The following is a 25,897-nucleotide window of genomic DNA, read 5'->3' on the forward strand; positions in this document are numbered from 1 at the left end:
TCGTCCTGAGCCAGGATCAAACTCTCCAATAAATTGGTGTTGATCAATGGTCAAGCAAAATATAATTGAACGAGGCATAAAACAACTTCTATCCGGTTTTCAAGGAACGAATCTTGTAAGTCAATCGCCCTTCAGCGGAGGCGACGTTTTTTAATATAGCATAGACAAAATTGTATTGCAACAGGAAATTATCGGTTAAAGCGACTTCGCTTCCAACGAAGCCAGGAGTTAGATCATATCATTGTCCTCTAGTGAAAGCAACTAGAAAATTTGACCATACTAAACAACAGAGTAGTTGAAGGGAGGAGCATTTCATTGCGCATTGTTTCATATAACATTCACGGTGGTAAAGACTTGTTCATGAGAAAGCGTCTGGATCAGATGGCCGAAACGCTTTCTTCTTTAGAAGCTGATATTATTGGACTGCAGGAAGTACACCAAAACAATCGGTCGGGGTACCAGGCCGCTTATCTCGCTGAACGGTTGCAAACGAGTTATGCTTATGGACCCGCGTTACCGATTGCCGACGGCTCTTATGGAAACGCCCTATTAACAAAGCACCCATTGGTTTTTAGCACGGTTAAGTCCCTCCCTGCAAAAAAAGAGCCGCGCAGTCTGCTGCAGACAACCGTAAAATGGGACAACCGATATCTTGACTTCTGGGTGACCCATTTCAGTCTTGATGAATCCAGCAGAGAAGCACAGGTTGAAGCATTGCGCAAGGAGATCGCTCCACTCAACGATAAACCGCTTGTTCTGCTCGGTGACTTCAATAGCCGTCACACCGAGTTTACCCCTCACCTTTTGGATTGTGGTCGCATCCAACACATGCACCGACTCTCTACCCTTGTACCCTTTTCGAAGCGAGTAGACTATATCTTTGTTTCTTCCCAGTGGAAGGTAACCGAGTATCAACGAATTGATGTCAAATGGTCTGATCATTATCCCATCCTGGTCACCTTACAGCTTGCAGAGCCTTGATCTCCTGAGCGATAAAAGCCTTCACGTCAATCAGTCTGGCAGGACGCGGAAAAGGATGAGAAGCACCTGCTACGATCAATGGAATCGTAGAGTCTTGCTTATGCAGGGAACCATGGCTGCCTCCTCCTAAGTGAGTCGGAGAATACTCGGATAATAACTCGTAACCAGGCGCTGCGTTCACCACAATTACCGGAGCGCTTTGTGAAAAAAGAGCGCCGTACAGTCTGGCCATGCCATCCGGAAAGGAATCATAAGCGACGAGATTTCCGGTGATCTGTAAATCAAGCACCTGCGCATTTCCCTCAATGGTCCATTCCGCTCCATACGCATCTTTGTATCGTCCGCCTTTGCGAAACCGAACCATCTCGTCCGTTCCGCCTTTTTGCGCAACAGCCCATTCATCCTCTTTCCAGGCAATGATATCGAGCCTACTTTCATTCGAAACAGCAGCAATCACTTTATCATGCAATTCGTTCGACAACGGATAGATATACCCCATCCGCTCGTTGTTGCAAACCACCACTTCATTCTCTACGTCAAAATCTGTCCCTAATTTATACAACGAAAAGGAAGCCAGCAAATCATCCAACGGTATATTGAGATCCTTGTCAGTTCCAATCGATGTTTGTCCATGGTCGCTGATCAACAGAATCGTGTTTCGCTCCATCGCTTGTTCCCAGGAATCAAAAGAGTCGAGAAAGCGGACCAATTGCTTGTCTACTTCGGCAAGATGATCGACAGCCGCGCTGGGGTCCCTATGTACCTTGTGATCATTATCCGGCAAGTATACAAGGGTAAAATCCGGCTGCTTGCCGCTCCGGATCACTTCCAGCAGCACATCAATCGCAAAGGCATCATTAATGCCATAGCTGGACATAGGACCGTGCGACCAGTTCCAATTGAGCGGTCTGAACAAATTCGGCTGTACAAGCGTTCCAAGACTCAAAAAGGTCGGTCCGGAAACCTTGGCGGGTTGAAATCCCATGATGGCATCAAGCACTAACGGGAGACTCATCTTATGCTGCTTATGTCCCCGATGGGCGATCACATTAATGGATCCGCTAATGTAGCCCTGCTCTTCCAATTCTTCATGAATGGTCTTCACATACTTGCTCAAGTGACGTTCATTCAAATCGTAAAGGACATTATTTGCGCACTTCCCCAATCCGATTTTATAAATGGGCATAGCTCCGTTGACATAGTTGATGATGCACTTGGTCTGAGGATCAAACCAAACGAGCCCCGGCACCTTGTGCTCGTCAGGATATACTCCTGTCAGCAAAGAGCAGTCAACCGAAGCCGTCATAGTAGGGTAAACCGTCACACAATCCGGGATGATCTCCCCATGCTGCTGGAAAAATTCCAACGCCGGGGCTTTTTTTTGCGCGATGCAGGCATGTACGACATCGGGCATCATGGAATCCACGAGGAACAGGATTATTTTCTTCATGTCCCTTCCTCCTTTGCGGAATAAGAATCAGTCAGTCGTAGTCTTTAGTGTTTGCCTTAAACAATCGGCTATGCGTGAGAAAAGAAAACAGCCCGTAATCGCGAACGATGACGGGCTATCCCAACATGCCATTATGAATCGGTGAAGGTCAACGTGATCTCCCCGCTGTTTTGTACGATCTTCGACTGGACCGCAGATGGAATCAGCACATAATCCGTGTTTGCCTGCTCAGACTGCTTCATGACGCTTTTGAAAACTTCCGCACGCATCATCAAGCCTTGCGGAGTTGCTTTGAAGAGCGGATGGGTAACGACAAAAGGAACGCCATTAATCAACACATCGCCATCTGCTTCTTTTACCTCAAAGTGTTTCACTCCCAGCGAACGCAGAGCTTCGATAACTTGCGCAATATCGTCTTTTACTTCCAGATCAGGCGTAAGCCCCACATGATTGACGACCGTGCGATTCGGAGTCAGGTATTGATGCAATGTGATTTTCAAGGCATCCCCTTCCTCCAGGTCGATCACCTGCTGAGCACTTCCTTTTCCGTACGTTTTCGTTCCAACCAGGGTGGCTATCCCGTGATCGCGAAGCGCCCCTGAGAGCAGCTCTGAAGCAGATGCTGTCCCTTCATTGACGAGGATTTTAACCGGGATGTGGATTTCTTCGCCATTATGCACCCAGCGTGCAATCTCCACACCGTTTCGATCCTGCATATACGTGAGCAATCCGTCCTCCATGAACAAGCTGGCGATATCCTGCGCTGCCCCTAAATAACCGCCGCCGTTGTCACGCAGATCGAACACCAATCCCTTCACAGGTTTTGACCCTTTGCTTAGCGCATACAAATGCCGCTGAAACTCTTGCGCTGCTTCGGCACCAAAGGTATCCAGGCGAATATACCCGATATCTCCCTGAAATGGCTTACTTACCACTTCCGGGATGCTCAGTACCGCTCGTTTAACCTTGAACTCCTTGGTCGCATTTTCTTTCGGGCGAAAAATCGTCAGCACCGCCTCTGTCCCTTCTTTTCCTTGCAACAGGGTATAGGCGTCTTCAAAGCTCTTGCCCTTCAGATCTTTTCCGTCGGCTGCAATGAGATGATCCCCCGGCTGCAGTCCGGCCGTTTCTGCAGGTGAGTTCGGGAATACTTCCCGAATGATCAGCTGCGCATCCTGAATGCGCATCCGAAATCCAAAGCCGACATATTCGTTATTGACGTTGGCTTCAAAGCGCTGCAACTCTTCCTTTGTGAAAAAAACGGTATGCGGATCTTCCAGAGTGCTGAGCATGCCATTGATGGCCCAGCGATTGACATCCGTCTCGTCCAAGAGGTAAGCCTGCTCCCACTCCTGCAGCTGCCCGATCAGCTCCGGCAGGGTATCGTCCTCCGGATCCGTCTGTACCTTGCCTTTGTTCAATTTCTGAATCTCCTGCCCTACTTGATTCAGTGCCCCTGTCACAAGCTGTGGCTCAGTGGGCTTATTGACGTGATTTTCTTCCAAAAGCTGAAAGACTTCCCCTACTTCTACGTATGGAACATCGTTTTCAGCAGCGATTCCAGCTTGGCTGGAGAACAACAGGCTTCCGGCCAGCATACTCGTAAGAATGATTTTGATCATCGCTTGTTGTTCACCTCTTTTCGGACTTCTTCCGGAATGTAGATCGAAATCGCTTGATTCGGTGTGTAGCTTTCTTTGCCGATATAAGACACGTACTGTCTGGAATCATAGATTTCCTCATAGCGCCATTGATGAGCGATGAGCTGATCGGTTACCCGGTCGATATAATATTTGTTGATGAAGAGCGGCACGTTTACGACACGGCCATTCTCCAAGCTCACCGTTCCGGCTTTTTCAACGATTGCGTCTCCGGGAATCCACTCCGTGATGATGTCATACGAGCCGAATGATTGCATTTCATACCGAGCCTGCAATTCATGGACGCGAGTACGGATAGACTGCTTCTCGATCCATTCATGCATATAATCATTTGAATTCGTCTGGCTAAGCGACCAGGATTGCTCATCGAAATGATGAATATATTCGACATTTTCCGCAGCATCGACATAAGATTCCATCTTTTGCAGCACTAGGTCTCGAGGAGATTGATAATAACCGGTCGTATGAGCAACCTGCCGATCCTGATCGATGTCCTGCCAGTATTTGAAGCGAAAACCGTTCAATGCGGCCGTTCCCTCTACCCGATAATCCTGCTGTTGTTGGAAATGGCCCAGTACGAATGTCAGGTGGTTGGCGATCGAATCTTGGTCCTTCAGCTGCGTGAGGTCTTGCAAAATCCCCCGCTTCAATGTCTGAAACTCGGGTGAATTGCTGATGCCCGCCGAAGCGTTAAGCTCTTGTTCCGCCTCTTCAATCCGTTCTTGGGAAATGAGATAGTATACAATGTTGCGCAAGGATTCCGAAGTTTCTCCAACTTCGCGGTAAGCAGCGATCGTCCGAGAGAGATCTCCCCTGTTCGCTTCCATGGCCGCCAGGTAAATCGAAAAAGCTTCCCATTCCTTTGTGCCTTTCTTCATCTTGCTTTCATATTGGTGGAGGCGATCGAGCGTCTTTTCAAAAATCTCTTTGTCTTCAGACTGCATTTGCAAAATGATGTCGTAAATATTCGCGACCAGCAATCGCATGGTATCTGGCAAAACAATCCGATCCGCGAAGTAAGCATCCAGCGCAGAAAATGCGTTGGTCAAATTGTCTTCTAACGGTGTATTCGGGTTCCAGCTTAAATAGTAGTAAATCCCAACCTTGTTCGGGTAATCCGTCTGCGACAAACGCGTCAACGTTTCATACGTCTTTTCGTCGTCTGCCCTGTTGCGAATGGCTTCCACCGCTTGCAAATAGGCATCGTCATCGGCTGTCTTCCATTCCGTGTAGGTCGCAAACAAAGGGAAAAGCTCACGGATATCCGGCACCAACGGGTATTTGGTGCCGTCCACATCCAAAGTGGGCAACAGCCCATCCGCATCAACCAGGCTGATCACTTGATCCGCCAGTACGGCCGATTCAGCCCTGGTGAGCGGGTCTGTCTCTTTTCCATTCAGCCAGGAACGTGTGGTGATTTCCTGCCACGCCTCTGCATTGTCCTTCGCCCCGACAAAGACCTGGAGCAACCGTGCCGCCTCTCCTTTCGTAATCGGCTTGGCCGGCTGCAGCTCTTTTCCCGGAAAGACCTGATGCAGAGCATCCGGTCCATACAGCGTCTCCATGAACAAAGAAGCGCGAAGAATCGGACGATACATCCAAGTCAAACGATTCACATCGGTATAGGGCAGCGATGGATTTTCAAAATCGTCCTCGCGTCCCAGCAAAAAACTTTCCGAAAGCAGGGAAAGTGGTTGAAGCTGCTGTTGATTCCGAAGAAAGAGACGATCCAGAAGAACCAGATATTCCGCTCGAGTCATCAGACGGTCCGGATAAAAATGACCATCCTTGCTCTCCGCGAACATCCCTTCCTCCACCGTCCTAAAAATCGATTTCTTTGCCCAATGGGACCAGATATCGGTAAAAGGAATGTATACTTCTTCTTCCGCATAGGTGCTCTGTGGCGCAAGCAGCGCACAGAGCAGCAGACCTGCGGTGGCCTTCCACATTTTTCTTTTTTGCACAAGGATCCTCCTTAAGGCAAGCAACTGACAGACAATTTACACGAGAAGCCGATCGCATTCATCGCAAAAAACAGGTCCCTTGCCGCGCCGCCATTCATCTACCTTGCGCAGCGACAAGGGACGGAAACAGCCCATGCACGCTTTGTTTCTCACTTCTACTATCGGATTTGCTTTTGTTTCGGATAAACGAATGTAAGCGGAAAGAAATTCCTCGTCCAGCTCCTGCTCCAGAGCCAAGATTTCAAATTGCAATTCTTGGATGGACTGCTGCAATTCCAGAGCCTGATGATCCCAGCGGGCAGCCTGCTCCTGCTGATCCTTTTTCATCATCCACAACTCTTGCTCCAACAGCAGCTTGGCAATTTCTTCATCTGGATTGGAGGGCGCAGGCAAATGGCTGGACTTCGTTTCCAAGTCTCGTACCTGCCGCTCCATCTGGCTGCGCTTTTCCTCCAATTGCTGCCATTCGTCACGAGCCGCATTCATTGCTTGCTTCGCTTTATGCCAATGCCACAGCTTTTTAGCGGGCAGCATATGCTTCACCTCACCTTTCCCACAGACCTATACAAACTGGAACGGATCCGTATGGGTTTGCGAAGGGATGACTTCGGTAGCATAGCCATCCTTTTGCAGCCGCTCGGCCAAAAATGCTGCCAGCTTATGCTTCATGATCTTCTCAATGTTATGGCCCGGATCGATCAGACGAAGTCCGGCTGCAGCCGCGTCATGAGCGACATGGTAGTTGATGTCTCCCGTGATAAATACGTCCGCACCGCGAAAACCAGCCTTTCCTACAAAGGAATTGCCGTCTCCGCCGACCACTGCCACGCGCTTGACAAGGTCGTCCAGACCCCCGACGACTCGCACACCCGTGAGCGAAAAGCGCTCCTTTATCTTCTCCGCAAGGGCACGCAGTGTCATCGGTTCGGGCAGCTTGCCGATTCGACCAATCCCTAATACCTTCCCGGGGAGATCAAGCGGATAAATATCATAGGCGACTTCCTCATACGGATGGGCCGCCTTCATCGCCGAGATGACCGCCGACTGTCGGGATGCAGGGATGACCGTTTCGATGCGCACCTCTTCCACCCGCTCGAGTTGTCCAGTCGTCCCAATATAAGGCTTTGTGCCCTCCGCAGGTAAAAAAGTACCGATGCCTTCTGCCTGGAATGAACAATGGCTGTAATTGCCGATAGCTCCCGCTCCAGCAGCGGTGATCGCCTGGAAAACGGCATCCCGATGGGTTTTCGGAACAAATACGACCAGTTTTTTCAGGAAGTCGGTATGGAGAGGGTCCAGCACTTCCACCTGTGTCAATCCGAGTTCCTCTGCCAGCCAGTCATTCATACCGCCTTCCGCGACATCCAGATTGGTATGGGCTGTATAAACGGCGATGTCGTGCTTGAGCAATTTTTCAAACAGACGTCCACCCGGCAGATCGGTTCTGATATTTTTCAGCGGGCGATAAATCACCGCATGATGAGCCACAATCAGGTCGACTCCTTCTGCGATCGCCTCATCGACGACTTCTTCCAGTACATCCAGCGCGATCATGACTTTTTTCACAGGCTTTTGCAGGGTGCCGACATGCAAACCGATTTTGTCACCTTCCATGGCGATTGATTTCGGCGCTAGTTTTTCGACGTATTGGATAATGTGCTGTCCGTTTGCAAGCATGCAATCACCTCTTCGATCCATTTCATTTCTCTGCTGATTTCTTCGAGTCTCCCTTGGTTTTCCGCACGTCCGGAACGCTGGATCTGCTCACTGATCTGGCGCCATTTGTCCAGCTCCCGGCCCCATTTGCGGATGAGCAGAGGATCCTTCTTCTGCCAGAGAAACGGTCCCAGCTTCATCAGGTCCTCGACTGGCCGATCCAGACCGGTATACGGTGCAAGCGGCTCTCCTGGCTGCGCCACCAGGATTTCATAAAGGATGCCGTCTTCCTCCAAAATCGTCTCAGCTGCCAGCTGCCAATGATTTTCCATTAGCCAGCGCCGCACGATTTCTTCACCGACATTTGGCTGCAGAATCAGTTGTTTTACACCTGCAAGATTCTCCTTGCCAGCTTCCAGAATCGAGGCGATCAGCTGTCCGCCCATACCGGCAATGCAGATCGTATCGACTTCACCTGGGGAAAGAACCGCCAGCCCGTTTCCTTTTCTGACGGAGGCTCTCTCTTGAAGCCGCAGGGATTCAATCTGGCGCAATGCCGATTGGTAAGGCCCTTCATTTAACTCCCCTGCAATCACAAAGGAGGCGATGTCATTTTGCAATAAATAAGAGGCCAGCAAAGCATGGTCTGATCCAATGTCAGCCACTCTGGCACCCGGCAGGCAGTATTGCGCGATGTGTCGCAAACGCCGGGAAATGATAATCGAGCTCATATATTTTCACCTTCCGTTGTGTCTATTCTAACCGATTCCGGGAAAAAAGCCCAACAGCGAAAAACGCGAAAAATCCCTATCCTTCGATAGGGATTCATGTCAAAAAGGCTTAACAGCCGATCTCTCTGGCGATCACCATTCGCAGGATCTCGGATGTACCCTCCCCGATTTCAAGCAAACGGGCATCACGGAAGAAACGTTCAACCTGGTATTCTTTCATGTAGCCATAGCCGCCGTGGATTTGAATCGCTTGGTGTGTCGCGGACATCGCGATCTCAGATGCGTACAGCTTTGCCATGGCCGCCTCCTTGGTGAATTTGCGCCCATTGTCTTTCAACCACGCGGCTTTATAGACCATATTCCGCGCAAGCTCGATCTGCATGGCCATATCAGCCAGCTTGAATTGAATCGCTTGATACTTCGAGATCGAATTGCCAAAAGTCTGACGCTCCTTGGCATATTGCAACGCTTTGTCATAAGCAGCCTGAGCGATACCGACCGCCATCGCACCGATACCGATGCGTCCACCGTCCAAGGTGATGAGGAACTGCTTGAAGCCCTCGCCTTGCTTGCCCAATATATGATCCTCGGGAACGCGGACTTGATCAAGGACGAGTTCCGTCGTGTTCGAGCTGTGAAGCCCCAGCTTTTCATAGTTGTCAATCACCGTAAACCCGGGCGCATCCGTCGGAACGATAAAAGCAGTGATGCCCTTGGACCCTTGTTCTTTATCAGTCACTGCCGTCAGCGCGAGGAATTTTGCATAGGAAGCGTTCGTAATGAAACACTTGGAGCCATTGATGACCCACTCCTGCCCTTCTTTGATAGCAGTTGTCCTTGTTCCACCCGCGTCGGACCCGGCATTCGGCTCAGTCAATCCAAACGAACCCATGCTTTCCCCACTGCAGATCTGTGTCAAATACTTCTCTTTTTGTGCTTGCGTGCCAAACAGATTCAGGGGTGCGCCACCCAACGAGATGTGGGCGGAATACGTAATCCCTGTCGATGCACAAGCACGGCTCAATTCTTCGACCACCGTGGCAAAGCTGATATAGTCAGCACCGGCTCCGCCATACTCCTCAGGGAAGGGAAGCCCGAGCAAATTCAAGTCAGCCATTTGTTTAAAGATTTCCACCGGAAACCGCTTCGTTTTATCTCGCTCGTCAGCCCCAGGAGCAACCACTTCATCTGCAAACTCGCGAATCATCCGTTTGATCATCCGTTGTTCTTCCGTAAAATCAAAAAACATGTCCCCACACCTTTCATCGATTATACGCAAAGAAAAAGGAACTTCACATTCTTTTTGTAAGCACTTACATAATTGTCGATATTGAAATTCCTGATTTTGACCGAGCGCTTGCTCAGTTAATCTCCCATTATTATACACGATCTAACGGTCATTGTGTGAATTATTTTATTTGTTCATCTGTCCTTATATAAATCTTTTGAATTGTACCTTTTTATATGGTCAGTATTTTTTTACAATACATTCCATCAAGCATGAAGGAAGTGAGTCTTTTGAACCAACCCATCCGTTATTGGAAACGCGATTGCACCGACCAAACCAAAATCGAAAATTTCCTCGCTTTCGCCAAGGCGGGTTTTCTCGGTCTATCCGACGAACACCAGCAGCCATACGTGGTCCCGCTGAATTACGTCTGGTATCGAAATGCGATTTATTTTCACGGAGCGGATACTGGTCGAAAATGCGATATCATCCAACAAAACGCCCGTGTTTGTTTCACGGTCAGCGAAGAGTACGGGACCATCGCAGATCCTGTTCCAGCCAGTACCGACACCGCTTATATGAGTGTCATGATATTCGGACAGGCCACACGGGTTGCCGAACTTGACGAAGCCACCGCTGCTTTGCAAGCGATGCTTGAAAAATATGTGCCTGGCTACTATGATCAGCCTCTAGCCAAGCAACATGTGGCGAAGTACCGCTCTTCTCTCAACAGCGAGGTCGCAGTATACCGCATCGATCCTGAGCATGTTTCGGCCAAAGAAAATCCGCTGAATCGGGAGCGCGCCTTTTATCCCGGGCGGAAAGTCCAGATGGATGTGGCCCGTCATGGCTCTACACATACGTAAAGGCTGCCGGTGGTCCGACAGCCCTACAGCCAAGGACCGGGTAACCCCGGTCTTTTTTCATAAGTCCAATGCCTTACAAGCTCAGCCAGGAAAACCAGTATCTCCTGGTAAGGAAAAACAAAGCGGAACCTGCGAACACCTTAATGAATAGCAATAACTGGATGACCTCTTGCTTCGCTTTGGCAATATACAACGATTGTACTTCTGCGCCAAAGAACAAGAGCAAGCCGCATATCGCCAACGCGCCAGCCAGCTGACGCTGTCGCTCGTGCAGCAGAAACCCCAGCCCGACCATGAGCAGGGAAATCGGTACCCAGTACAACTCCGTCGCCCACCAGCTGTAATCGGCCGATATTCTGCCAATGGTGGCAAATCCGTACATAATCCCCAGACCCAACAAACCGCAGTACAGATAATAGCCAAGCCGGAAAAACAGTCCATTTCCACACCACAGCAGGAACAAGATCGTCAAAAAGAAGAGCAATGCCGTTTTGTCCAAATCCAACTGACGAATCATGAACAATCCGCCCATCGTGACTATAATGAATGAAAGTGCTAAAAAAAGCTGGCTGTATCCTGCATTTCTTCGGCGGAAAAATACTGCCAAAATATAGAAAACCAGTGCGCTTACGGAAAAGATGGCAATTTGCATTGGGGAACTAAAACCGTTAAAATGAAAAGCAAGCAAAATGAGTGAAGCGATTACACTCGCGCCTAAAAACCAGGAAAGCACGAGTTTCCAGGAGATCTTCTGCGATCCAGCGGAGGCTTTCTGAATGTAACGAACTCCGCCGCTTGCTTCCGTTGCGGATCCTTCCCCTGCTTCAACCATGACGGAGGAGCCAGAAGTACCGTGAGCTGCCATGACCGGTGTCTCCGCCACAATGGTACGACTGCTTCGACCGCTTTTCGCAGGTACGGGATTCACCTTATGCTCACCTGCTGAATAGAGGTTCAATAAAAAGATGCAATAATGTTCGGGCAGAAGATGGTTTTTGCGCCAGTTTTCTATCTCAGAAATAATGATTTTTTTACGCTGATCGTCCAAAAACAGCCACTCTCCTTTGAATCACACAACCTCCGCCTGCGACGGATGAGAAATAGAAAAGCCTACGCATGCAAACGTAGGCAAGCATCTATTACTATATCGGCTATTCCAGGAAATCCTTTAAGCGTTTACTGCGGCTAGGATGGCGTAATTTTCGTAGGGCTTTTGCCTCAATTTGTCGGATACGCTCTCTGGTAACCCCAAATACCTTCCCGACTTCCTCCAGCGTGCGCGTCCGTCCATCATCCAAGCCAAAGCGAAGACGAAGTACGTTTTCCTCACGATCGGTAAGCGTGTCAAGCACATCTTCCAATTGCTCTTTCAACAATTCATACGCGGCTGCATCGGATGGTGCCAACGCGTCTTGATCCTCGATGAAATCGCCCAGATGAGAGTCATCCTCTTCCCCGATTGGTGTCTCCAACGATACGGGCTCTTGCGCAATCTTCATAATCTCACGCACTTTTTCCGGTGTCAGATCCATTTTTTCCGCAATCTCTTCCGGGGTGGGTTCGCGCCCCAATTCTTGCAGCAGCTGACGGGATACGCGAATCAATTTATTAATGGTTTCCACCATATGCACAGGGATCCGAATCGTACGCGCCTGGTCCGCGATCGCGCGGGTAATCGCTTGGCGAATCCACCATGTTGCATACGTACTGAACTTGAAGCCTTTCCGGTAGTCGAACTTCTCTACCGCTTTGATCAAACCCATGTTTCCTTCCTGAATCAGATCCAGGAACAGCATACCGCGACCTACATAACGTTTCGCGATGCTCACTACCAGACGCAGGTTCGCTTCGGCCAAACGGCGCTTCGCTTCCTCGTCCCCTTGCTCAATACCGAGGGCCAGTTTGATCTCTTCCTGTGCGGAGAGCAACGGTACACGGCCGATCTCTTTCAAATACATACGAACAGGGTCATTGATTTTAATCCCCGGCGGTACCGATAAGTCATCAAAATCAAATTCTTCCTGGTCATCGTCTTTCATCATTTCATCGACTTCTTCGTCGCTTTCGTTGTTCACTTCGACGCCTTGGTCCCCGAGGAACTCGAAAAACTCATCAATTTGATCGGAGTCTTGATCGAAGCCGGAGAGACGCTCCATAATTTCTTTATACGTGAGGCTGCCACGTTTTTTGCCCAGCTCCACCAACTGTTCTTTCACTTGCTCGATGGAAGTGGCTTCGTCTGACGTAATATTTTGTTTGTTCATCTAAACTATCCCTCCTTCCCCGGGAATGATCTGAGAACTACCCTTCCTTTAAAGCATTTTCCAATTCAAGAATCTTCATCCCTACGACGGCAGCTTGAATTTCCAGTTGCTTGCGTGTATCTTCGTCATCCGCGGTGGTCGCTTGCAGATTCAGCGTTCGCTGTTCTTCGCGCAATCGATCCAACTCGGCACGCAACGGGTAGTTATTCACTTGTCTGATGTAGTCACCGATTTCAGTATCAGATACGTCTTCCTTGCACTCCATCATGGCCAATCCCGAGGCTAATTGCTTAAGGTTTTCTTCTTGCATGTAATGAATGAATTGTCCGGGGTCTTCGGCAAACCCTTCGGCGTAATAAGCATAAAGGTATGCAGCCAGTGCACTGTGCTCGTCGATTTGAAAGTCCGCCTTGCATTCTTGCATCACGCGGTCAGCGATCTCACGCTTATGCATCATGTAGTACAACAACTTTCGTTCTGCCGTTTCATAGGCAGGTGCCAGCGACTTTGCGAGCGCAAATTTGCCATTATTTATACTATTATTCCATCCCGGCGTCACTTTATCCCTTTGCGCATTACTTTTTTGTTCTTTGTACACCCGTTTTGCTTCAAGCTTTAATGCGTCTAGTGATAGTGAAAATTCTTCAGCCAGCTGCCGCTCATACAAATCCCGTTCGATCGGGCTATTGAGCTGGGTAATAATGCGAAGTGCTTCCTGCACATAACGAGCTTGATCTGCCTTATCTTGTAATACGTGTTTGCTGCGCAAATGTTGCAAACGAAAAGCTGTAACAGGCATCGCCCGCAGCAAGACCTGCTGGGAAAAAGATTCCGCTCCATATTTGCGTATGTAATCATCCGGATCCATTCCCGCTGGCAACGGGGCAATCCGTATCGTACAGCCAGTTTCCTGCAATAGCTGGATCGCCTTTGAAGTTGCTTCCTGACCAGCCGTATCCCCGTCATAACAAATAATGACCTGCTCCACATTCTTCCTGATCAACCGTGCCTGCTGCTCGGTAATGGCCGTACCCAGCGTTGCGATCCCTTGACCGAAACCAGCTTGCGATGCCGAGATGACATCCACATAGCCTTCAAACAGGATCGCTTGCTTTCTGCGGCGCATCACGGCGCGTGCACGATGCAGATTGAAGATGGTTGCACTTTTGTTGAACAGTGGTGTTTCGGGGCTGTTCAGATACTTTGGATGAGCGCCGTCGAGTGATCTTCCCCCAAAGCCGATCACTTCTCCCTGTGAATTATGGATAGGAAACATCACGCGGCCGCGAAACCGGTCAAAAATGCGTCCGTGCTCGCTTTTTACCAACAAGCCAGCTTCCACCATCAACTCCTGTGAGAACTGTCGTTTTTTCAACCATTGGGTGAGAAAATCCCAAGAATCAGGGGCAAAACCGATCTGAAATTCCTCGATGGTCTGAACGGACATCCCTCGCTTCTCCAGATATCGTCTGGCTTCCGTACCGTAGGGAGTATGCATGAGGACATAATGGTATAGTTTCGCCACCAGTTGATGCGCTTCATACATCAGCTGTTTGGCTGAATGCTTAGGTGATTCTTCCTTTTGCTGCTGCGGGATGATAATCCCTGCCCGGTCGGCTAGCTTTTGCAAGGCTTCCGGGAAAGTCAACTGCTCGATTTTCATCATGAAGGAGAAGATATCTCCTCCCGCACCACAACCAAAACAGTGAAAAAATTGTCGATCTGCGTTCACATTAAAAGAAGGCGATTTTTCCGAATGAAAGGGACATAATCCCAAATACGCTCGACCGCTCTTCCTCAATTGGACATATTCGCTGACCACATCAACGAGATCGACAGCTGCACGAACCTGGTTTACTATCTCCTCTGAATTGAGACCTGTCATCTCATTCCACCTTTATAGGATCAATGAAGATATAACATTCGTCAGCATTCGCCAAAATCCTTCTTTGCATGTACATTTCTGTACAACTTCTTGACGGAAATGACAACGACTCCAATAGTTCTACAAAAACGTTCAATATCCTTCTGCCGATATTATTCTATTTGTGCAACCGGCTTTTTCGGATCATTTCCAGAATGATATTGGCAGTTTCTTCGACCGCTTTATTGGAGACATCGATGACCGGACAGCCCAAACGCTGCATGATTTTTTGCGAATACTGCAGCTCTTGGTGTATCCGATCGAGCGCAGCGTAATTCGCCTGGGCAGTCAATCCCAACGCTTTCAGGCGCTCTGTCCGAATCCCGTTTAATTGCTCTCCGCTGATGGTAAGTCCAATCACGCGCTCCGGCGGAAGCTCGAACAGCTCCTCAGGCGGCTCCACCTCGGGTACAAGAGGTACATTGGCCACTTTTAAACGCTTATTGGCCAAATACATCGACAATGGCGTCTTGGACGTGCGGGAAACGCCGATCAGCACGACATCCGCACGCAGCAAGCCGCGCGGATCACGGCCATCATCGTATTTGACCGCAAACTCGATAGCATCTACCCTGCGGAAATATTCCTCATCCAGCCTTCTGACCAATCCAGGCTTGTTTGACGGTTTCACCTTCAGGGTCTGCTGCAGCGTGACCATCAGCGGCCCCATCACATCGATTACGGGAACTTTGTTTGCGTGGGCAGCCTGCAGCATGTAGTCCTTAAGCTCCGGGATGACCAACGTAAAGACGATCATCGCTTTTGACTCTTTAGCCGAAGCGATGATCTCATCGATAGCGTCCTTATCCTCGATATAAGGATATTTGTGTACATCAATTAAATGTCCGTCGAATTGGCTCGCTGCTGCACGCACGACCAATTCCGCGGTTTCACCGATTGAATCGGAGACAACATAGATCAGTTGTCCTTGTCGGCTATCCTCCATGTCTTCTCCTCCTATACATGAGGCTCTTCTGCTAGCTCAACAAAAGCCTTGGTAATTGTGGTTTTGGTGACCCGTCCCAACAGTTCGTACTGCCTCCCGTCCGCTTCGCTTGCTTTGACGACAGGCAACGAATCGATTTGGTACGTAATCAGCTTTTTCGCGGCATCAAACAAGCTTTCCTCTGCCGTGCACGTGATGATATTGGGCATGCGCGTCATGATGATGCTGACAGGCATATCTTCCAACGCCTTGTTGCCCAGAGAGGCTCGCAGCAAATCTTTACGGGAAACAACACCTGCGAGATACCCCTTTTGATTGACGACAAACAAGGTGCCCACATCCTCCAAAAAGAGCGTCACGACCGCATCATACACCGATGCCGATTCCTGCAGCACAATAGGGACAGCTTTGTAATCATTCACGATGAGCTTGTGCAGACTTTCACTGATCACGGATCCTGCCGGCCGCCCGGAGTAGAAATATCCTACGCGCGGACGTGCATCCAAGTATCCGGACATCGTCAAAATCGAAAGATCAGGACGAAGGGTGGCTCTTGTCAGGTTCAGCTTTTCTGCGATCTGCTCGCCTGTAATCGGTCCTTCATCTTTTACAATTTGCAAGATTCGTTCTTGCCGTTTCGTCAGCTCGATGACCATTCACCACCGGTTCTTACACAATATCTATCCCTAGTATTACTCTATCGACTGGTGTTTTCCTTCTTCTTTACAGAAAAAACTACGCCCCCGTTGAACGGAGGCGTAAAAAAAGCCTTTACGCGAAGACAATTTTCGAGAAATCCACGACACGATAAATCATGCGGGACAGATTCAGCAAAAGCGCAAGGCGGTTTTTGCGAATCTGTTCATCTTCCGCCATGACCATGACCTTGTCGAAAAACGCTTTAATCGGCTCACGCAGTCCGGCGAGCGCTTGGATCACCCCATCCATATCTCCTGCGGCGAAATGGGCGTCCGCAATTCCCTTTGTCTGCAGATACGCTTGATACAAAGCGCGTTCCACATCTTCTTGGAAAAGGGCTTCCGCGATCTCGTCACTCTCTGCTTTTTGCGCGAGATTGTTGACCCGGTTGAACTGTTCTACCGTCAGCTTGAAGTCATCCTGCGCAACCGCATGGACGAGCGCTTTCGCACGGGCGAGCACATCCGGCACTACGGTAATGTCAGTCGCCAATACTGCATCAATGATATCATAGCGAACCTGTTCATCCTGCAGGACATTTTTCAAACGCAGGGAGAAGAAGTCGGTCAAATCTCGCTTGATTTCATCCGCAGAGCGTTTTTTGAAAGCGGCCTCTCCGTAAGACTGCAGCGCTACATCCCACAGCGCGTCCAAAGAGAGCTTCCACCCTCGTGCGAGCAGGATCTGCACGATAGCCGCTGCCATACGGCGCAGTCCGTACGGGTCCTGAGAGCCTGTCGGAACAATCCCGATGGAGAAGCAGCCAATGATCGTATCCAGCTTATCGGCCAGACTGACTACCGCTCCTTCTGCGGATGCAGGAAGCTGATCACCTGTGTAGCGCGGCAAATAATGCTCGAATACGCCGCTTGCCACTTTTTCAGACTCGCCCGCTTTGCGCGCGTAATCGGAACCCATAATCCCCTGAAGCTCCGGGAATTCACCGACCATATTGGTTACCAGGTCAAACTTGGCGATTGCCGCTATCCGGGCAGCATCGGCCGTTTCCGTTTGATCGAAGCCGAGCTTGGCCGCGATCTGTTTGGTATTGCTGCCGATTCTGCGGACCTTGTCCCCAATCGTCCCCAGCTCTTCGTGGAAGACGATAGTTTCCAACCGTTTCAAGCAAGCGTCAATGGACAGCTTCTGGTCTTCCTCATAGAAGAAACGGGCATCCGCCAGACGAGCGCGCAGCACTTTTTCATTCCCTTTGGCCACCACGTCGAGCGAGCGGCTGTCGCCATTGCGTACAGTGACAAAGTATGGAAGCAGCTCGCCCGCTTCGTTTTCCACCGGGAAGTAGCGTTGATGCTCGCGCATGGAGGTGATCAGCACTTCGCGGGGAATCTGGAGGAAGTCCGGATCAAAGGTTCCGTAGAGGACCGTCGGGATCTCCACCAAGTGAACGACTTCGTCCAGCAGGCCTTCATCGACAGGGATTTTCCACCCTTTGTCGCTCGCCAAGGCTTTCAGCTGCTGGGTGATCATTTCCTGTCTTCTCACAGGATCGACGATGACTTTTTGCGCTTCCAACTGCGCTGCATACGTAGCAGGCGAGTCAATGCTCACCTCTTCGCCTAGGAAGCGATGTCCACGAGAGATGCGTCCGCTTTTTACACCGGCAATCTCGATGTCTACCTGTTCATTGCCAAACAACAGCACCAACCACCGGATCGGACGAACCCATTTCAGTTCGTTCGCTCCCCAGCGCATATTTTTCGGGAAGTTCATGCCTTCCACGATTTCTTTTAGCACAGGCAGCAATTGAATCGTTTCTTTGCCTTGCTCATTTTTTTGCGCAAAGACGTACTCGACACCATTCACTTCTTTGAAAAAAAGCGCGTCCGGCTCGACATTGTTGCTGCGGGCAAAGCCGAGTGCCGCTTTGGACCAGTTGCCGTTTTCATCTTGGGCAATTTTTCGAGCGGGTCCTTTCGCTTCTTCGTTACGGTCGGCTTGCTTTTCGGCAACGCCTTTGGCCAAAATCGTCAGACGGCGAGGCGTTTCCAATACGTCAACCTGCTCAAAAGCAATCCGTTCGGCATTCAGCCATTTTTCCACTTTTTCCTTAAGCTGCTCGGCTGCCCCCGTAATAAAGCGGGCAGGCATCTCTTCTGTTCCGATCTCCAACAACAAGTCGCGCTTACTCACTTTTCGCACCTTCCTTCAAGAGCGGGAAGCCCAGTCGCTCACGCTCGGCATAATACGTCTGCGCCACTTCACGCGAAAGATTGCGTACGCGGGCGATATATCCTGTACGTTCCGTCACGCTGATCGCTCCACGCGCATCAAGCAGGTTGAAGGTGTGGGAGCATTTCAGCACATAATCATAGGCCGGGTAGACCAGATGCTCGGCCATCAGGCGCTTCGCCTCTGTCTCGTACGTATTGAACAAGGTAAACAGCATTTCCACATCGGAATGCTCAAAGGTGTATTTGGAATGCTCATATTCCGGCTGCAGGAACACGTCGCCGTAGGTATAGCCGTTCACCCATTCCAGGTCATAGACATTTTCTTTTTCCTGAATGTACGAAGCAAGGCGCTCCAATCCGTAGGTCAGCTCTACGGCTACCGGCTTGCACTCGATCCCGCCGACCTGTTGGAAATACGTAAACTGGGTGACTTCCATACCGTCGAGCCACACTTCCCAGCCAAGGCCCCATGCACCGAGACCTGGGTGCTCCCAGTTGTCTTCTACAAAGCGGATGTCGTGATCCAACGGCTCAATGCCCAGCTCACGCAAGCTGTCCAGGTAGATCTCCTGAATGTTGTCAGGTGACGGCTTCATGATTACCTGGAATTGATGGTGCTGGTACAAACGGTTCGGGTTTTCTCCGTAGCGACCGTCTGCCGGGCGGCGCGATGGTTCGACATACGCGACATTCCACGGCTCCGGCCCGATGCTGCGCAAAAACGTCATCGGATTCAACGTACCTGCCCCTTTTTCTACGTCATAGGGCTGAACGATCAGGCAGTTTTGCTTGGCCCAAAAATTTTGCAGAGTCAAGATAATGTCTTGAAAACTCTTTTTCATGGTCTTTCCACCTCCAGTTAGCTAAAAAACAAAAAAACTCTCGACTCTACACTGTTCAAGCTTTCAACAGTGTAGGGACGAGAGGTTCCCGCGGTTCCACCCTACTTGACGAGCATCCTTGACACTCGTCCACTTTCCAGTTACCTTGGACACTCCGGAAATGCCATTCATTGACGCGGACTGTCAGGCTTCCACCATCCCTGACTCGCTACACAGCCTAGCTGTCAACTACTCTTTTCCTTCTTTGCATCCGTATGAAGTACATATTGGTTTATATGATAGCGAAAAATAAAAATGATGTCAATGCAGCGTTGTCTCAGGGGAGCGATAATTTCTCTACCTGATCGAGAAAAGAACGGCTTTTCAAACGGAGATCGAGATGCTCGTCGATGAACGAGCGCAGCACATGACGCAGCTGGCTCCTCGTCGCCGGCTTCACTTCAATCTCTCCCAATCGCTCCAAATCGAACAGTTGGAACAGCCGCAGCAGCTTCCATGTGCCAGCGGTAACAGCGATCGCATATGGATCTGTTGCTTGGCAGCGCGGGCAGAGCAATCCGCCCTGGGAAACACTGATGGTATACGGCTCTTCTTCCCGTCCGCAATTGCAGCAGGCTTCCAGATGCGGCCTGATCCCGGCCACGATCAGCATTTTGCTTTCCACAATCCGCGCCAGAATTTCCGGATCTTTTCCCTCATCCAGGTAGCGAAAGGTTAACGCCAACAATTGAAACAAAAAAGGATTCGGCTCACGCTCATGTGTCAACCGATCGATCAGCTCCGCGACATAGGCTGCATAGGCGGTACGCATGATATCTTGGCGCAGCTCGCGATAGGACTCCACGATCTCTCCTTGCGACAGATCAGGCATCCCGCTCCCTGCACCAGTCTTACACATATAATAACCATGCGTAAACAGTTGAGACACGGCAGTAAGGCGACTCTTGGGCTTTTTGGCGCCGCGAGCCATGATCCCTACTTTGCCGTGTTCTCGTGAAAACAAGGTAATGACTTTGCTTGATTCTCCGTAGTCTACGCTACGAATGATTATGCCTTCCCATTTTACAAGCATACTTGCGAGTCACCCAGCTCCTCCTGGGCACTGTCCACTGGCTCCTCCTCTGTTACAAGAGCTGATCGATGGTGGTCACGATAAAGCAGGTAAGCATGGATGTCACCGGTTGTAGCAAAGTAATTCCAAGAAAAGTCCCGAAGCATCGATAGCATCTTCCTTTCTTGTATCGGCTGTATCCATTACCTCTTTATCATCCGCCTGTGCCCGTTAATCTATGCCTTGGAAAAATTGACAAGGATAAAATTACTCTTCGTCGTAGAACCCGAAGTTGCGAAGCATCCGCTCCTGGTTGCGCCAATCCTTTTTCACCTTCACCCAAATCTCGAGAAACACTTTATCGCCCAGCAGGCGCTCGATATCAAAGCGGGCACGCTTCCCGATTTCCTTGAGCATTTCGCCTTTTTTCCCGATGAGGATGCCCTTTTGCGAGTCGCGCTCGGTGTAAATCGCCGCGTAAATGTACAGCGATTTTCCGTCATCGCCCCGCTTCATTTCCTCTACGGACACCGCAATCGAATGCGGCACTTCCTCCCGTGTGAGGTGGAGCACCTTTTCCCGAATGAGCTCAGCTACGATAAACCGCTCTGGATGCTCGCTCACTTGGTCGGCCGGATAGTACATCGGTCCTTCTTCCATTTCGCCATAAATGGCTTCCAGAAGCGCTCCGGTGTTATTCCCCTCGAGAGCGGAGATCGGGATGATTTGCTTGAATTCAAATTGCTTGCGGTACTCATCGATGATCGGCAGCAAGCTTTCGGGATGGACCTTGTCAATCTTGTTCAGTACCAGAAACACCGGTGTTTTGACTTGTTTGAGGCGTTCGAGGATGAATTCTTCGCCCCCGCCCCTTCCCTCGGTCACATCGATGACGAAGAGAATCAAATCAACCTCATTGAGCGTATTGATGGCCACGTTCACCATGTAATCGCCCAGCTTTGATTTCGGCTTGTGCACCCCTGGGGTATCGATGAAAATGATTTGCCCTTGCTCCGTCGTATGAACGGCGGTAATCTTGTTGCGGGTTGTTTGCGGCTTGTTGGACATGATCGCCACTTTTTGCCCGACGATATGATTCAGCAAGGTCGATTTCCCCACGTTTGGCCGCCCGACAATCGAAACGAAGCCTGATTTGAATGCTTGCTTAGTTGTTGCCCGTTTATCCACGTAAATCCTCCTTGGTGAAAGCTCCCGGCAAAAGAGCTTCGACAGTTGTTTCCGTAATATCACCTTTTAGGTTGCTCAAAAACACTTTTGTATCCGGCTCGCACAGCTCCGCCATCACTTGCCGGCAGGCTCCGCACGGGGAGACAGGTCCCGGCGTATCCGCTGCAACCGCGATCGCCTGGTAGCGGCGATCCCCCTCCGAATGCGCTTTAAACAATGCTGTTCGTTCCGCGCAGTTGCACAGCGGGTAGGCGGCGTTTTCGATATTGCAGCCCAAATATACTTTTCCCGTATCCGTCAACAACGCTGCCCCTACCGCAAAGTTCGAATAGGGCACATAAGCCATCTTTCTTGCTTCCAATGCTTGCTTAATCAACTCTTCCTTTGTCAAGACGATTCCCCTCACTTTCTGAGTCTCCGATTTCCTTGGTTTCGCTTCGCTCTCCCATACTGGGCGGAACTACCCCTCCTGAGATGACGAACTTCAGTCCCGCTTCGACAGACATATCCAGGAACTTCACTTCATCCCGTGGCACAAGGGCCATCCAGCCATTTGTCGGATTCGGTGACTTGGGCAAATAGACATTAATATAATCCCGCCCGGTAAAATCCAGTATGTCTCCCTGTGATTCGCCGGTCAGGAATCCTACCGTAAATACACCTTTTCGCGGATATTCGACGAGCACCACTTGCTTAAACGTTGATTTTTCTTTCACAAACGCCTGAGACACTTGCTGAACCGTATTGTAAATACCTCGGACAATCGGGATAAGGCCAAATAATCGTTCGATGAGATAGAAAACATGACGGCCAACCACCGTGCGGGCCAGGCCGCCGATCAACAGCAGGATCAAGATCACCAGCAATACGCCGATCAACGGGATTCTTCCGTGAAAGGGGACGCCAAGAAACCAGATTACGTCTCCCTGCTGTAGGGCGAATCCGGCATTCACCAAAAAGCGTGAAAAAAGGCTTCCAACCGTGCGATCAATCACTCCAAAAATGAACTGTAGCAAGTACACCGTCACAAACAAAGGCAACAACACCATAAAGCCTACGAACAACGCCGAACGGATTCGCTGCATCACGATCTTGCGGAAGTCTCCTTTCGTCAGGCGAAGGTTCTCACATCGTGTTTACCAAGGTCCAGAGAGGCGGTACAAAGACATACAGCCCAATCAGTACGGCCGTAAAGACACCGATCAATACGGCACCAGCGCCGGCATCCTTGGCGATCTTGGCAAGAGGATGCCGCTCTGTCGTGACCAGATCCACCGCCGCTTCGATAGCCGTGTTGAACGTTTCCAGCGCAAGCACCAGCCCGATGGCAAAAAACACCAGCAAGCGGTCTCCCCGTGGTATCTCCAGCCACCACATCGCCACGAGAACCAGCACGGTAACCGTCAAATGGATTTGCATGTTGCGCTGGGTGCGGATGGTATGAAGAATTCCCGCCCACGCGTATGAAACACTCCTGGCAAACCGATGCCACTCTTTCAATACGATCTCCTACCTCGTCAGGCCAATCGCTTGCAAAACCTCTTCTTGGCGAGAAAACATGGCTTTCTCCTCTTCCTCCGTGCCATGGTCATAGCCGAGCAGGTGCAGGAAGCCATGAACGGCGAGAAAGCAGATTTCCCTTTCAAACGAATGGCCGTAATCATTTGCTTGGGAGACGGCCTTCGACACGGATATGATAATGTCACCCAGCATATTGGGGTACTCGTCCAATTCTTCTTCATCCAAGAAAATGTCCGGCTCTTCCTCGCCGCCTTCATTCAAGGCGAAAGACAGCACATCGGTCGGGCGATCTACGCCGCGGTAATCGCGATTCAGCTCATGGATTCGTTCGTCTGTCACCATGGTGATCACGACTTCCCCGTTGACTCCCTCGAGCTCGGCTGCTTTTTGCAGACATTGCATGATTTGGTCTTGTACGGAAGCAGACAATTCTTCCACTTCTTCGTGTAAAATCTCAATGGTTAACACAGGCATGCCCCTTTTTTCGGATTACGATTAAACCACTTCTTCTTTTCCGTAAGCCTCGATGATTTTTTGCACCAAGCTGTGACGAACCACGTCCGTCTCCTGGAACCGGATGAAGGCGATTTCCTTGATTCGCTCCAGTATCCGTTCCGCTTCCCGCAGGCCGGATTTTTTTCCTTTTGGCAGGTCGATCTGGGTAATATCGCCCGTTACGACCATCTTGGAGCCAAACCCAAGCCGCGTCAAAAACATTTTCATTTGCTCGGGAGTCGTATTCTGGGCCTCGTCCAAAATGACAAACGAGTCCTCCAGCGTTCTGCCGCGCATATATGCCAACGGAGCCACTTCAATCAAGCCGCGCTCCATCATTTTGCTTACCTGTTCGTTGCCGAGCATGTCATACAACGCATCGTAAAGCGGACGCAGATAAGGATCCACCTTTTCCTGCAAATCACCGGGCAAAAAGCCCAGGCTTTCTCCCGCTTCGACAGCAGGGCGAGTCAAGACGATGCGTTTGACTCTTCCGTTTTTCAGAGCATTAACCGCCATGACCACCGCCAGATAGGTTTTCCCTGTACCAGCAGGGCCGATACCGAACACGATGTCGGATCGTTTGATGGCCGATAGGTAATGACGCTGTCCCAACGTTTTGGCGCGTATCAGCTTGCCTTTTTGCGTACGGGCTACTTCTTCCTCATACAATTCCAGGAGCTGATCGCCTTCCCCGCGCTCGACAAGCTGCATCGCATAGGTGATGTCTCGTTCGGACAGGGTGATCCCGCGTTTGATCAGCTGCAGAAGCTTGTCAAACAGCTCCGTCAGCTTATCCACTTCCGCCTTGTCGCCACTTATCACCAATTCGTCATTGCGGGTGAAGATTTTTGCTGTCGTCTTTTCCTCAATCTGCTTCAAATACACATCATGCGGACCTAACAGCAATAATGCCTCGTTTGCGTCTGAAAACTGGATTTTTACCTCTTCTTGTACCTGCAAAAGGTCTCCAACTCCTTGCCACGGTGATGGGAAATTTATTGGCCAACATTACTAATTGGCTTTGTCACTGGTATTTTGTCCCGGAGCCGGTGGCAAGGCCACAATCGGCTGCTCAAGGGCAATATCCTCAATGACCGCATAGTGAATACTCAAGTAAACTTTACCATTCTCTGTCTTGACGTGCAAAACTTTTTCATCCTTGATCACGGCCTCTTTGCCGGCTTTGGAAAGGATGTCCTGACGAGCGAATTGTTTGCCCAACGCGATAGCTTCCTCTTGCGTGAGGCTTTTGCTGCGGTCTTCCTGCTCATACAGGCTTACTTTCTTCCAGCCAACCGGCAGAGAATATTGGGAATAGCCCAGTTGGACCCGGGTCTCGCTGGCCTCGTACTTTTCAAACGGGATCGTTTGCAGCGGCCACAGCTGCACGGCATAGGATCCTACGACCAGATAGAACAAGTCCTGCTTTTGCCCCGTCAGATGCGAGCTCTTGCGATTGAGCGGCACCGAAACGTTGCTGACGTACCATACCTCGCCTTCCACTTTCCCTTTGGCTGCGACCAGCCCTTGTCTCGTATCATTGCCAATTACGCCGGAAATCAGAACTTGTCCTTTGTCAACAAATTGATTGACCTGCACCATGCTCTTCCCCGCTTCCGCTTCCACCCGATGGATGACGGCTTTCTTTTTGGCGATCAGATGACGAGGGCCCAACTGCTTGGCTGGCTCTTGCACCTCTTTTTCCACGACCTGAATGGTCACTTTGGTTCCTTCGATATGCACCCCAATCCAGGATGCTTCCGGAAGAAGGGCGGTCATTTCTTTTTGCAGGATCTGCGGTTCTTTTAGTTTGACCTTCCACGCCCCTTGTTTAATCCCCACTTTTTCAGCAACCTGTTCGACCTGCCCGGGTGTTAACCTTACTGTCCCCTGAACCTCGATGGTCCACACAAAAGTGGAGAGCATGTACATTCCGAAAAGAAATAAAAAAGCGCCAACAGCGAAACCAGCTCTCCTGCGAATCCGTATCAGCCAAAAAGGGAATCCGCCGCGGCTGGTCACATGACTTTTACAGCCTGTCTCACGAAGAAGCGGACGGAGACGGTAGTAGTCCCGTATGAGGATGTCAAATTGCCCTTGTCCACTTCCACTGCGGGAGATATTCCAGATGTGGATCCCCTCCCGCACCGCCAGATTCACCAATCGTTCAAACCGTTTCCCCCGAATTGTCACGGTAATGTGTCCTTCATACCATTCCCTCATCAAATTTCGCAT

At 50.2% G+C, this 25,897-nt stretch carries 25 protein-coding genes; 2 read left to right on the forward strand and 23 right to left on the reverse strand.

Translation table 11 applies throughout. The annotated features are described in order from the left end of the window. The first annotated feature begins 315 nt into the window (after positions 1–315). Positions 316–981: an endonuclease/exonuclease/phosphatase family protein gene (locus EIZ37_RS21850; protein ID WP_167569082.1), complete on the forward strand. Its 666-nt coding sequence runs from the start codon at positions 316–318 to the stop codon at positions 979–981. On the opposite strand, the gene EIZ37_RS21855 is transcribed toward EIZ37_RS21850, so the two are convergent. The 7 genes from EIZ37_RS21855 to EIZ37_RS21885 form a co-directional block, all read right to left on the reverse strand. Beyond that, positions 956–2,431, reverse strand: coding sequence for an alkaline phosphatase family protein (locus tag EIZ37_RS21855; protein ID WP_134686889.1), 1,476 nt, complete (start codon positions 2,429–2,431; stop codon positions 956–958). The two genes, EIZ37_RS21850 and EIZ37_RS21855, sit on opposite strands and share 26 nt — an antisense overlap. 131 nt (positions 2,432–2,562) lie before the next feature. Further along, positions 2,563–4,053, reverse strand: coding sequence for a S41 family peptidase (locus tag EIZ37_RS21860; protein WP_134686890.1), 1,491 nt, complete (start codon positions 4,051–4,053; stop codon positions 2,563–2,565). Further along, positions 4,050–6,056: an S-layer homology domain-containing protein gene (locus tag EIZ37_RS21865; protein ID WP_134686891.1), complete on the reverse strand. Its 2,007-nt coding sequence runs from the start codon at positions 6,054–6,056 to the stop codon at positions 4,050–4,052. Before EIZ37_RS21865 ends, EIZ37_RS21860 begins: the two co-directional genes overlap by 4 nt. Positions 6,057–6,092: 36 nt before the next feature. Next, positions 6,093–6,590, reverse strand: a complete 498-nt coding sequence (locus EIZ37_RS21870; RefSeq protein ID WP_134686892.1) for a hypothetical protein — start codon at positions 6,588–6,590, stop codon at positions 6,093–6,095. A 27-nt stretch (positions 6,591–6,617) separates the two neighbouring features. Continuing rightward, positions 6,618–7,733, reverse strand: a complete 1,116-nt coding sequence (locus EIZ37_RS21875) for a Nif3-like dinuclear metal center hexameric protein (protein WP_134686893.1) — start codon at positions 7,731–7,733, stop codon at positions 6,618–6,620. Beyond that, positions 7,688–8,443, reverse strand: coding sequence for a tRNA (adenine(22)-N(1))-methyltransferase (locus tag EIZ37_RS21880; RefSeq protein WP_134686894.1), 756 nt, complete (start codon positions 8,441–8,443; stop codon positions 7,688–7,690). The genes EIZ37_RS21875 and EIZ37_RS21880 overlap by 46 nt, the downstream gene beginning before the upstream one ends. 109 nt (positions 8,444–8,552) lie before the next feature. Further along, entirely contained in the window at positions 8,553–9,692 is a 1,140-nt protein-coding gene (locus EIZ37_RS21885) for an acyl-CoA dehydrogenase (RefSeq protein WP_134686895.1), read from the reverse strand. A 269-nt stretch (positions 9,693–9,961) separates the two neighbouring features. Here EIZ37_RS21885 and EIZ37_RS21890 point away from each other — a divergent pair, with 269 nt between their 5' ends. After that, positions 9,962–10,537, forward strand: coding sequence for a pyridoxamine 5'-phosphate oxidase family protein (locus EIZ37_RS21890; protein WP_235828159.1), 576 nt, complete (start codon positions 9,962–9,964; stop codon positions 10,535–10,537). A gap of 73 nt (positions 10,538–10,610) precedes the next feature. On the opposite strand, the gene EIZ37_RS21895 is transcribed toward EIZ37_RS21890, so the two are convergent. The 16 genes from EIZ37_RS21895 to yqfD all read right to left on the reverse strand — a co-directional run bounded on the left by EIZ37_RS21895 (position 10,611) and on the right by yqfD (position 25,897). After that, positions 10,611–11,585, reverse strand: coding sequence for a hypothetical protein (locus EIZ37_RS21895; RefSeq protein ID WP_134686897.1), 975 nt, complete (start codon positions 11,583–11,585; stop codon positions 10,611–10,613). A 103-nt stretch (positions 11,586–11,688) separates the two neighbouring features. After that, a complete protein-coding gene (gene rpoD, locus EIZ37_RS21900; RefSeq protein WP_134686898.1) occupies positions 11,689–12,801 on the reverse strand; it encodes an RNA polymerase sigma factor RpoD in 1,113 nt (370 codons plus the stop codon). Between the two features lie 37 nt (positions 12,802–12,838). Next, positions 12,839–14,686 (reverse strand): DNA primase, encoded by a 1,848-nt coding sequence (dnaG, locus tag EIZ37_RS21905; protein ID WP_134686899.1) that lies wholly within the window; start codon positions 14,684–14,686, stop codon positions 12,839–12,841. Positions 14,687–14,843: 157 nt separating this feature from the next. Beyond that, positions 14,844–15,671, reverse strand: a complete 828-nt coding sequence (locus tag EIZ37_RS21910) for a pyruvate, water dikinase regulatory protein (RefSeq protein ID WP_134686900.1) — start codon at positions 15,669–15,671, stop codon at positions 14,844–14,846. A gap of 11 nt (positions 15,672–15,682) precedes the next feature. Continuing rightward, positions 15,683–16,327 carry a helix-turn-helix transcriptional regulator gene (locus EIZ37_RS21915; RefSeq protein WP_134686901.1) on the reverse strand — a complete coding sequence of 215 codons (645 nt, stop codon included), beginning with the start codon at positions 16,325–16,327 and terminating at the stop codon, positions 15,683–15,685. Positions 16,328–16,442: 115 nt separating this feature from the next. Beyond that, positions 16,443–18,521, reverse strand: a complete 2,079-nt coding sequence (gene glyS / locus EIZ37_RS21920; protein WP_134686902.1) for a glycine--tRNA ligase subunit beta — start codon at positions 18,519–18,521, stop codon at positions 16,443–16,445. Continuing rightward, positions 18,514–19,404 (reverse strand): glycine--tRNA ligase subunit alpha, encoded by an 891-nt coding sequence (gene glyQ / locus EIZ37_RS21925; protein WP_134686903.1) that lies wholly within the window; start codon positions 19,402–19,404, stop codon positions 18,514–18,516. The genes glyS and glyQ overlap by 8 nt, the downstream gene beginning before the upstream one ends. A 316-nt stretch (positions 19,405–19,720) precedes the next feature. Further along, entirely contained in the window at positions 19,721–20,476 is a 756-nt protein-coding gene (gene recO, locus EIZ37_RS21930) for a DNA repair protein RecO (protein ID WP_134686904.1), read from the reverse strand. Then, the gene (locus EIZ37_RS21935; protein WP_134686905.1) at positions 20,467–20,622 is read right to left on the reverse strand and encodes a YqzL family protein; all 156 of its coding nucleotides are present in this window, start codon (positions 20,620–20,622) and stop codon (positions 20,467–20,469) included. The genes recO and EIZ37_RS21935 overlap by 10 nt, the downstream gene beginning before the upstream one ends. Before the next feature lie 100 nt (positions 20,623–20,722). Continuing rightward, positions 20,723–21,643: a GTPase Era gene (gene era / locus EIZ37_RS21940; RefSeq protein ID WP_134686906.1), complete on the reverse strand. Its 921-nt coding sequence runs from the start codon at positions 21,641–21,643 to the stop codon at positions 20,723–20,725. After that, the gene (locus EIZ37_RS21945) at positions 21,636–22,034 is read right to left on the reverse strand and encodes a cytidine deaminase (RefSeq protein ID WP_134686907.1); all 399 of its coding nucleotides are present in this window, start codon (positions 22,032–22,034) and stop codon (positions 21,636–21,638) included. The genes era and EIZ37_RS21945 overlap by 8 nt, the downstream gene beginning before the upstream one ends. Beyond that, positions 22,012–22,728, reverse strand: coding sequence for a DUF502 domain-containing protein (locus EIZ37_RS21950; protein WP_134686944.1), 717 nt, complete (start codon positions 22,726–22,728; stop codon positions 22,012–22,014). Before EIZ37_RS21950 ends, EIZ37_RS21945 begins: the two co-directional genes overlap by 23 nt. A 40-nt stretch (positions 22,729–22,768) precedes the next feature. Further along, positions 22,769–23,143 (reverse strand): diacylglycerol kinase family protein, encoded by a 375-nt coding sequence (locus tag EIZ37_RS21955; RefSeq protein ID WP_134686908.1) that lies wholly within the window; start codon positions 23,141–23,143, stop codon positions 22,769–22,771. Between the two features lie 9 nt (positions 23,144–23,152). Continuing rightward, complete coding sequence (gene ybeY, locus EIZ37_RS21960; RefSeq protein ID WP_134686909.1) at positions 23,153–23,632, reverse strand: rRNA maturation RNase YbeY; 480 nt, start codon at positions 23,630–23,632, stop codon at positions 23,153–23,155. Between the two features lie 27 nt (positions 23,633–23,659). Next, positions 23,660–24,622, reverse strand: a complete 963-nt coding sequence (locus EIZ37_RS21965; protein WP_134686910.1) for a PhoH family protein — start codon at positions 24,620–24,622, stop codon at positions 23,660–23,662. A 51-nt stretch (positions 24,623–24,673) separates the two neighbouring features. Beyond that, on the reverse strand, positions 24,674–25,897 hold the full coding sequence (yqfD, locus tag EIZ37_RS21970) for a sporulation protein YqfD (protein WP_134686911.1): 1,224 nt from the start codon (positions 25,895–25,897) through the stop codon (positions 24,674–24,676).

Origin of the sequence: Brevibacillus migulae, from assembly GCF_004521915.1 — a bacterium.
Lineage (GTDB): Bacteria > Bacillota > Bacilli > Brevibacillales > Brevibacillaceae > Brevibacillus_F > Brevibacillus_F migulae.

Excerpts from the sequence above, each read along its gene's own strand:
- EIZ37_RS21855 (WP_134686889.1), bottom strand. The coding sequence starts at position 2,431 with ATGAAGAAAATAATCCTGTTCCTCGTGGATTCCATGATGCCCGATGTC.
- EIZ37_RS21860 (WP_134686890.1), bottom strand. The coding sequence starts at position 4,053 with ATGATCAAAATCATTCTTACGAGTATGCTGGCCGGAAGCCTGTTGTTC.
- EIZ37_RS21870 (WP_134686892.1), bottom strand. The coding sequence starts at position 6,590 with ATGCTGCCCGCTAAAAAGCTGTGGCATTGGCATAAAGCGAAGCAAGCA.
- EIZ37_RS21875 (WP_134686893.1), bottom strand. The coding sequence starts at position 7,733 with ATGCTTGCAAACGGACAGCACATTATCCAATACGTCGAAAAACTAGCG.
- EIZ37_RS21880 (WP_134686894.1), bottom strand. The coding sequence starts at position 8,443 with ATGAGCTCGATTATCATTTCCCGGCGTTTGCGACACATCGCGCAATAC.
- EIZ37_RS21885 (WP_134686895.1), bottom strand. The coding sequence starts at position 9,692 with ATGTTTTTTGATTTTACGGAAGAACAACGGATGATCAAACGGATGATT.
- rpoD (WP_134686898.1), bottom strand. The coding sequence starts at position 12,801 with ATGAACAAACAAAATATTACGTCAGACGAAGCCACTTCCATCGAGCAA.
- dnaG (WP_134686899.1), bottom strand. The coding sequence starts at position 14,686 with ATGACAGGTCTCAATTCAGAGGAGATAGTAAACCAGGTTCGTGCAGCT.
- EIZ37_RS21910 (WP_134686900.1), bottom strand. The coding sequence starts at position 15,671 with ATGGAGGATAGCCGACAAGGACAACTGATCTATGTTGTCTCCGATTCA.
- EIZ37_RS21915 (WP_134686901.1), bottom strand. The coding sequence starts at position 16,327 with ATGGTCATCGAGCTGACGAAACGGCAAGAACGAATCTTGCAAATTGTA.
- glyQ (WP_134686903.1), bottom strand. The coding sequence starts at position 19,404 with ATGAAAAAGAGTTTTCAAGACATTATCTTGACTCTGCAAAATTTTTGG.
- recO (WP_134686904.1), bottom strand. The coding sequence starts at position 20,476 with ATGCTTGTAAAATGGGAAGGCATAATCATTCGTAGCGTAGACTACGGA.
- EIZ37_RS21935 (WP_134686905.1), bottom strand. The coding sequence starts at position 20,622 with ATGCTTCGGGACTTTTCTTGGAATTACTTTGCTACAACCGGTGACATC.
- EIZ37_RS21950 (WP_134686944.1), bottom strand. The coding sequence starts at position 22,728 with ATGCAGCGAATCCGTTCGGCGTTGTTCGTAGGCTTTATGGTGTTGTTG.
- yqfD (WP_134686911.1), bottom strand. The coding sequence starts at position 25,897 with ATGCGAAATTTGATGAGGGAATGGTATGAAGGACACATTACCGTGACA.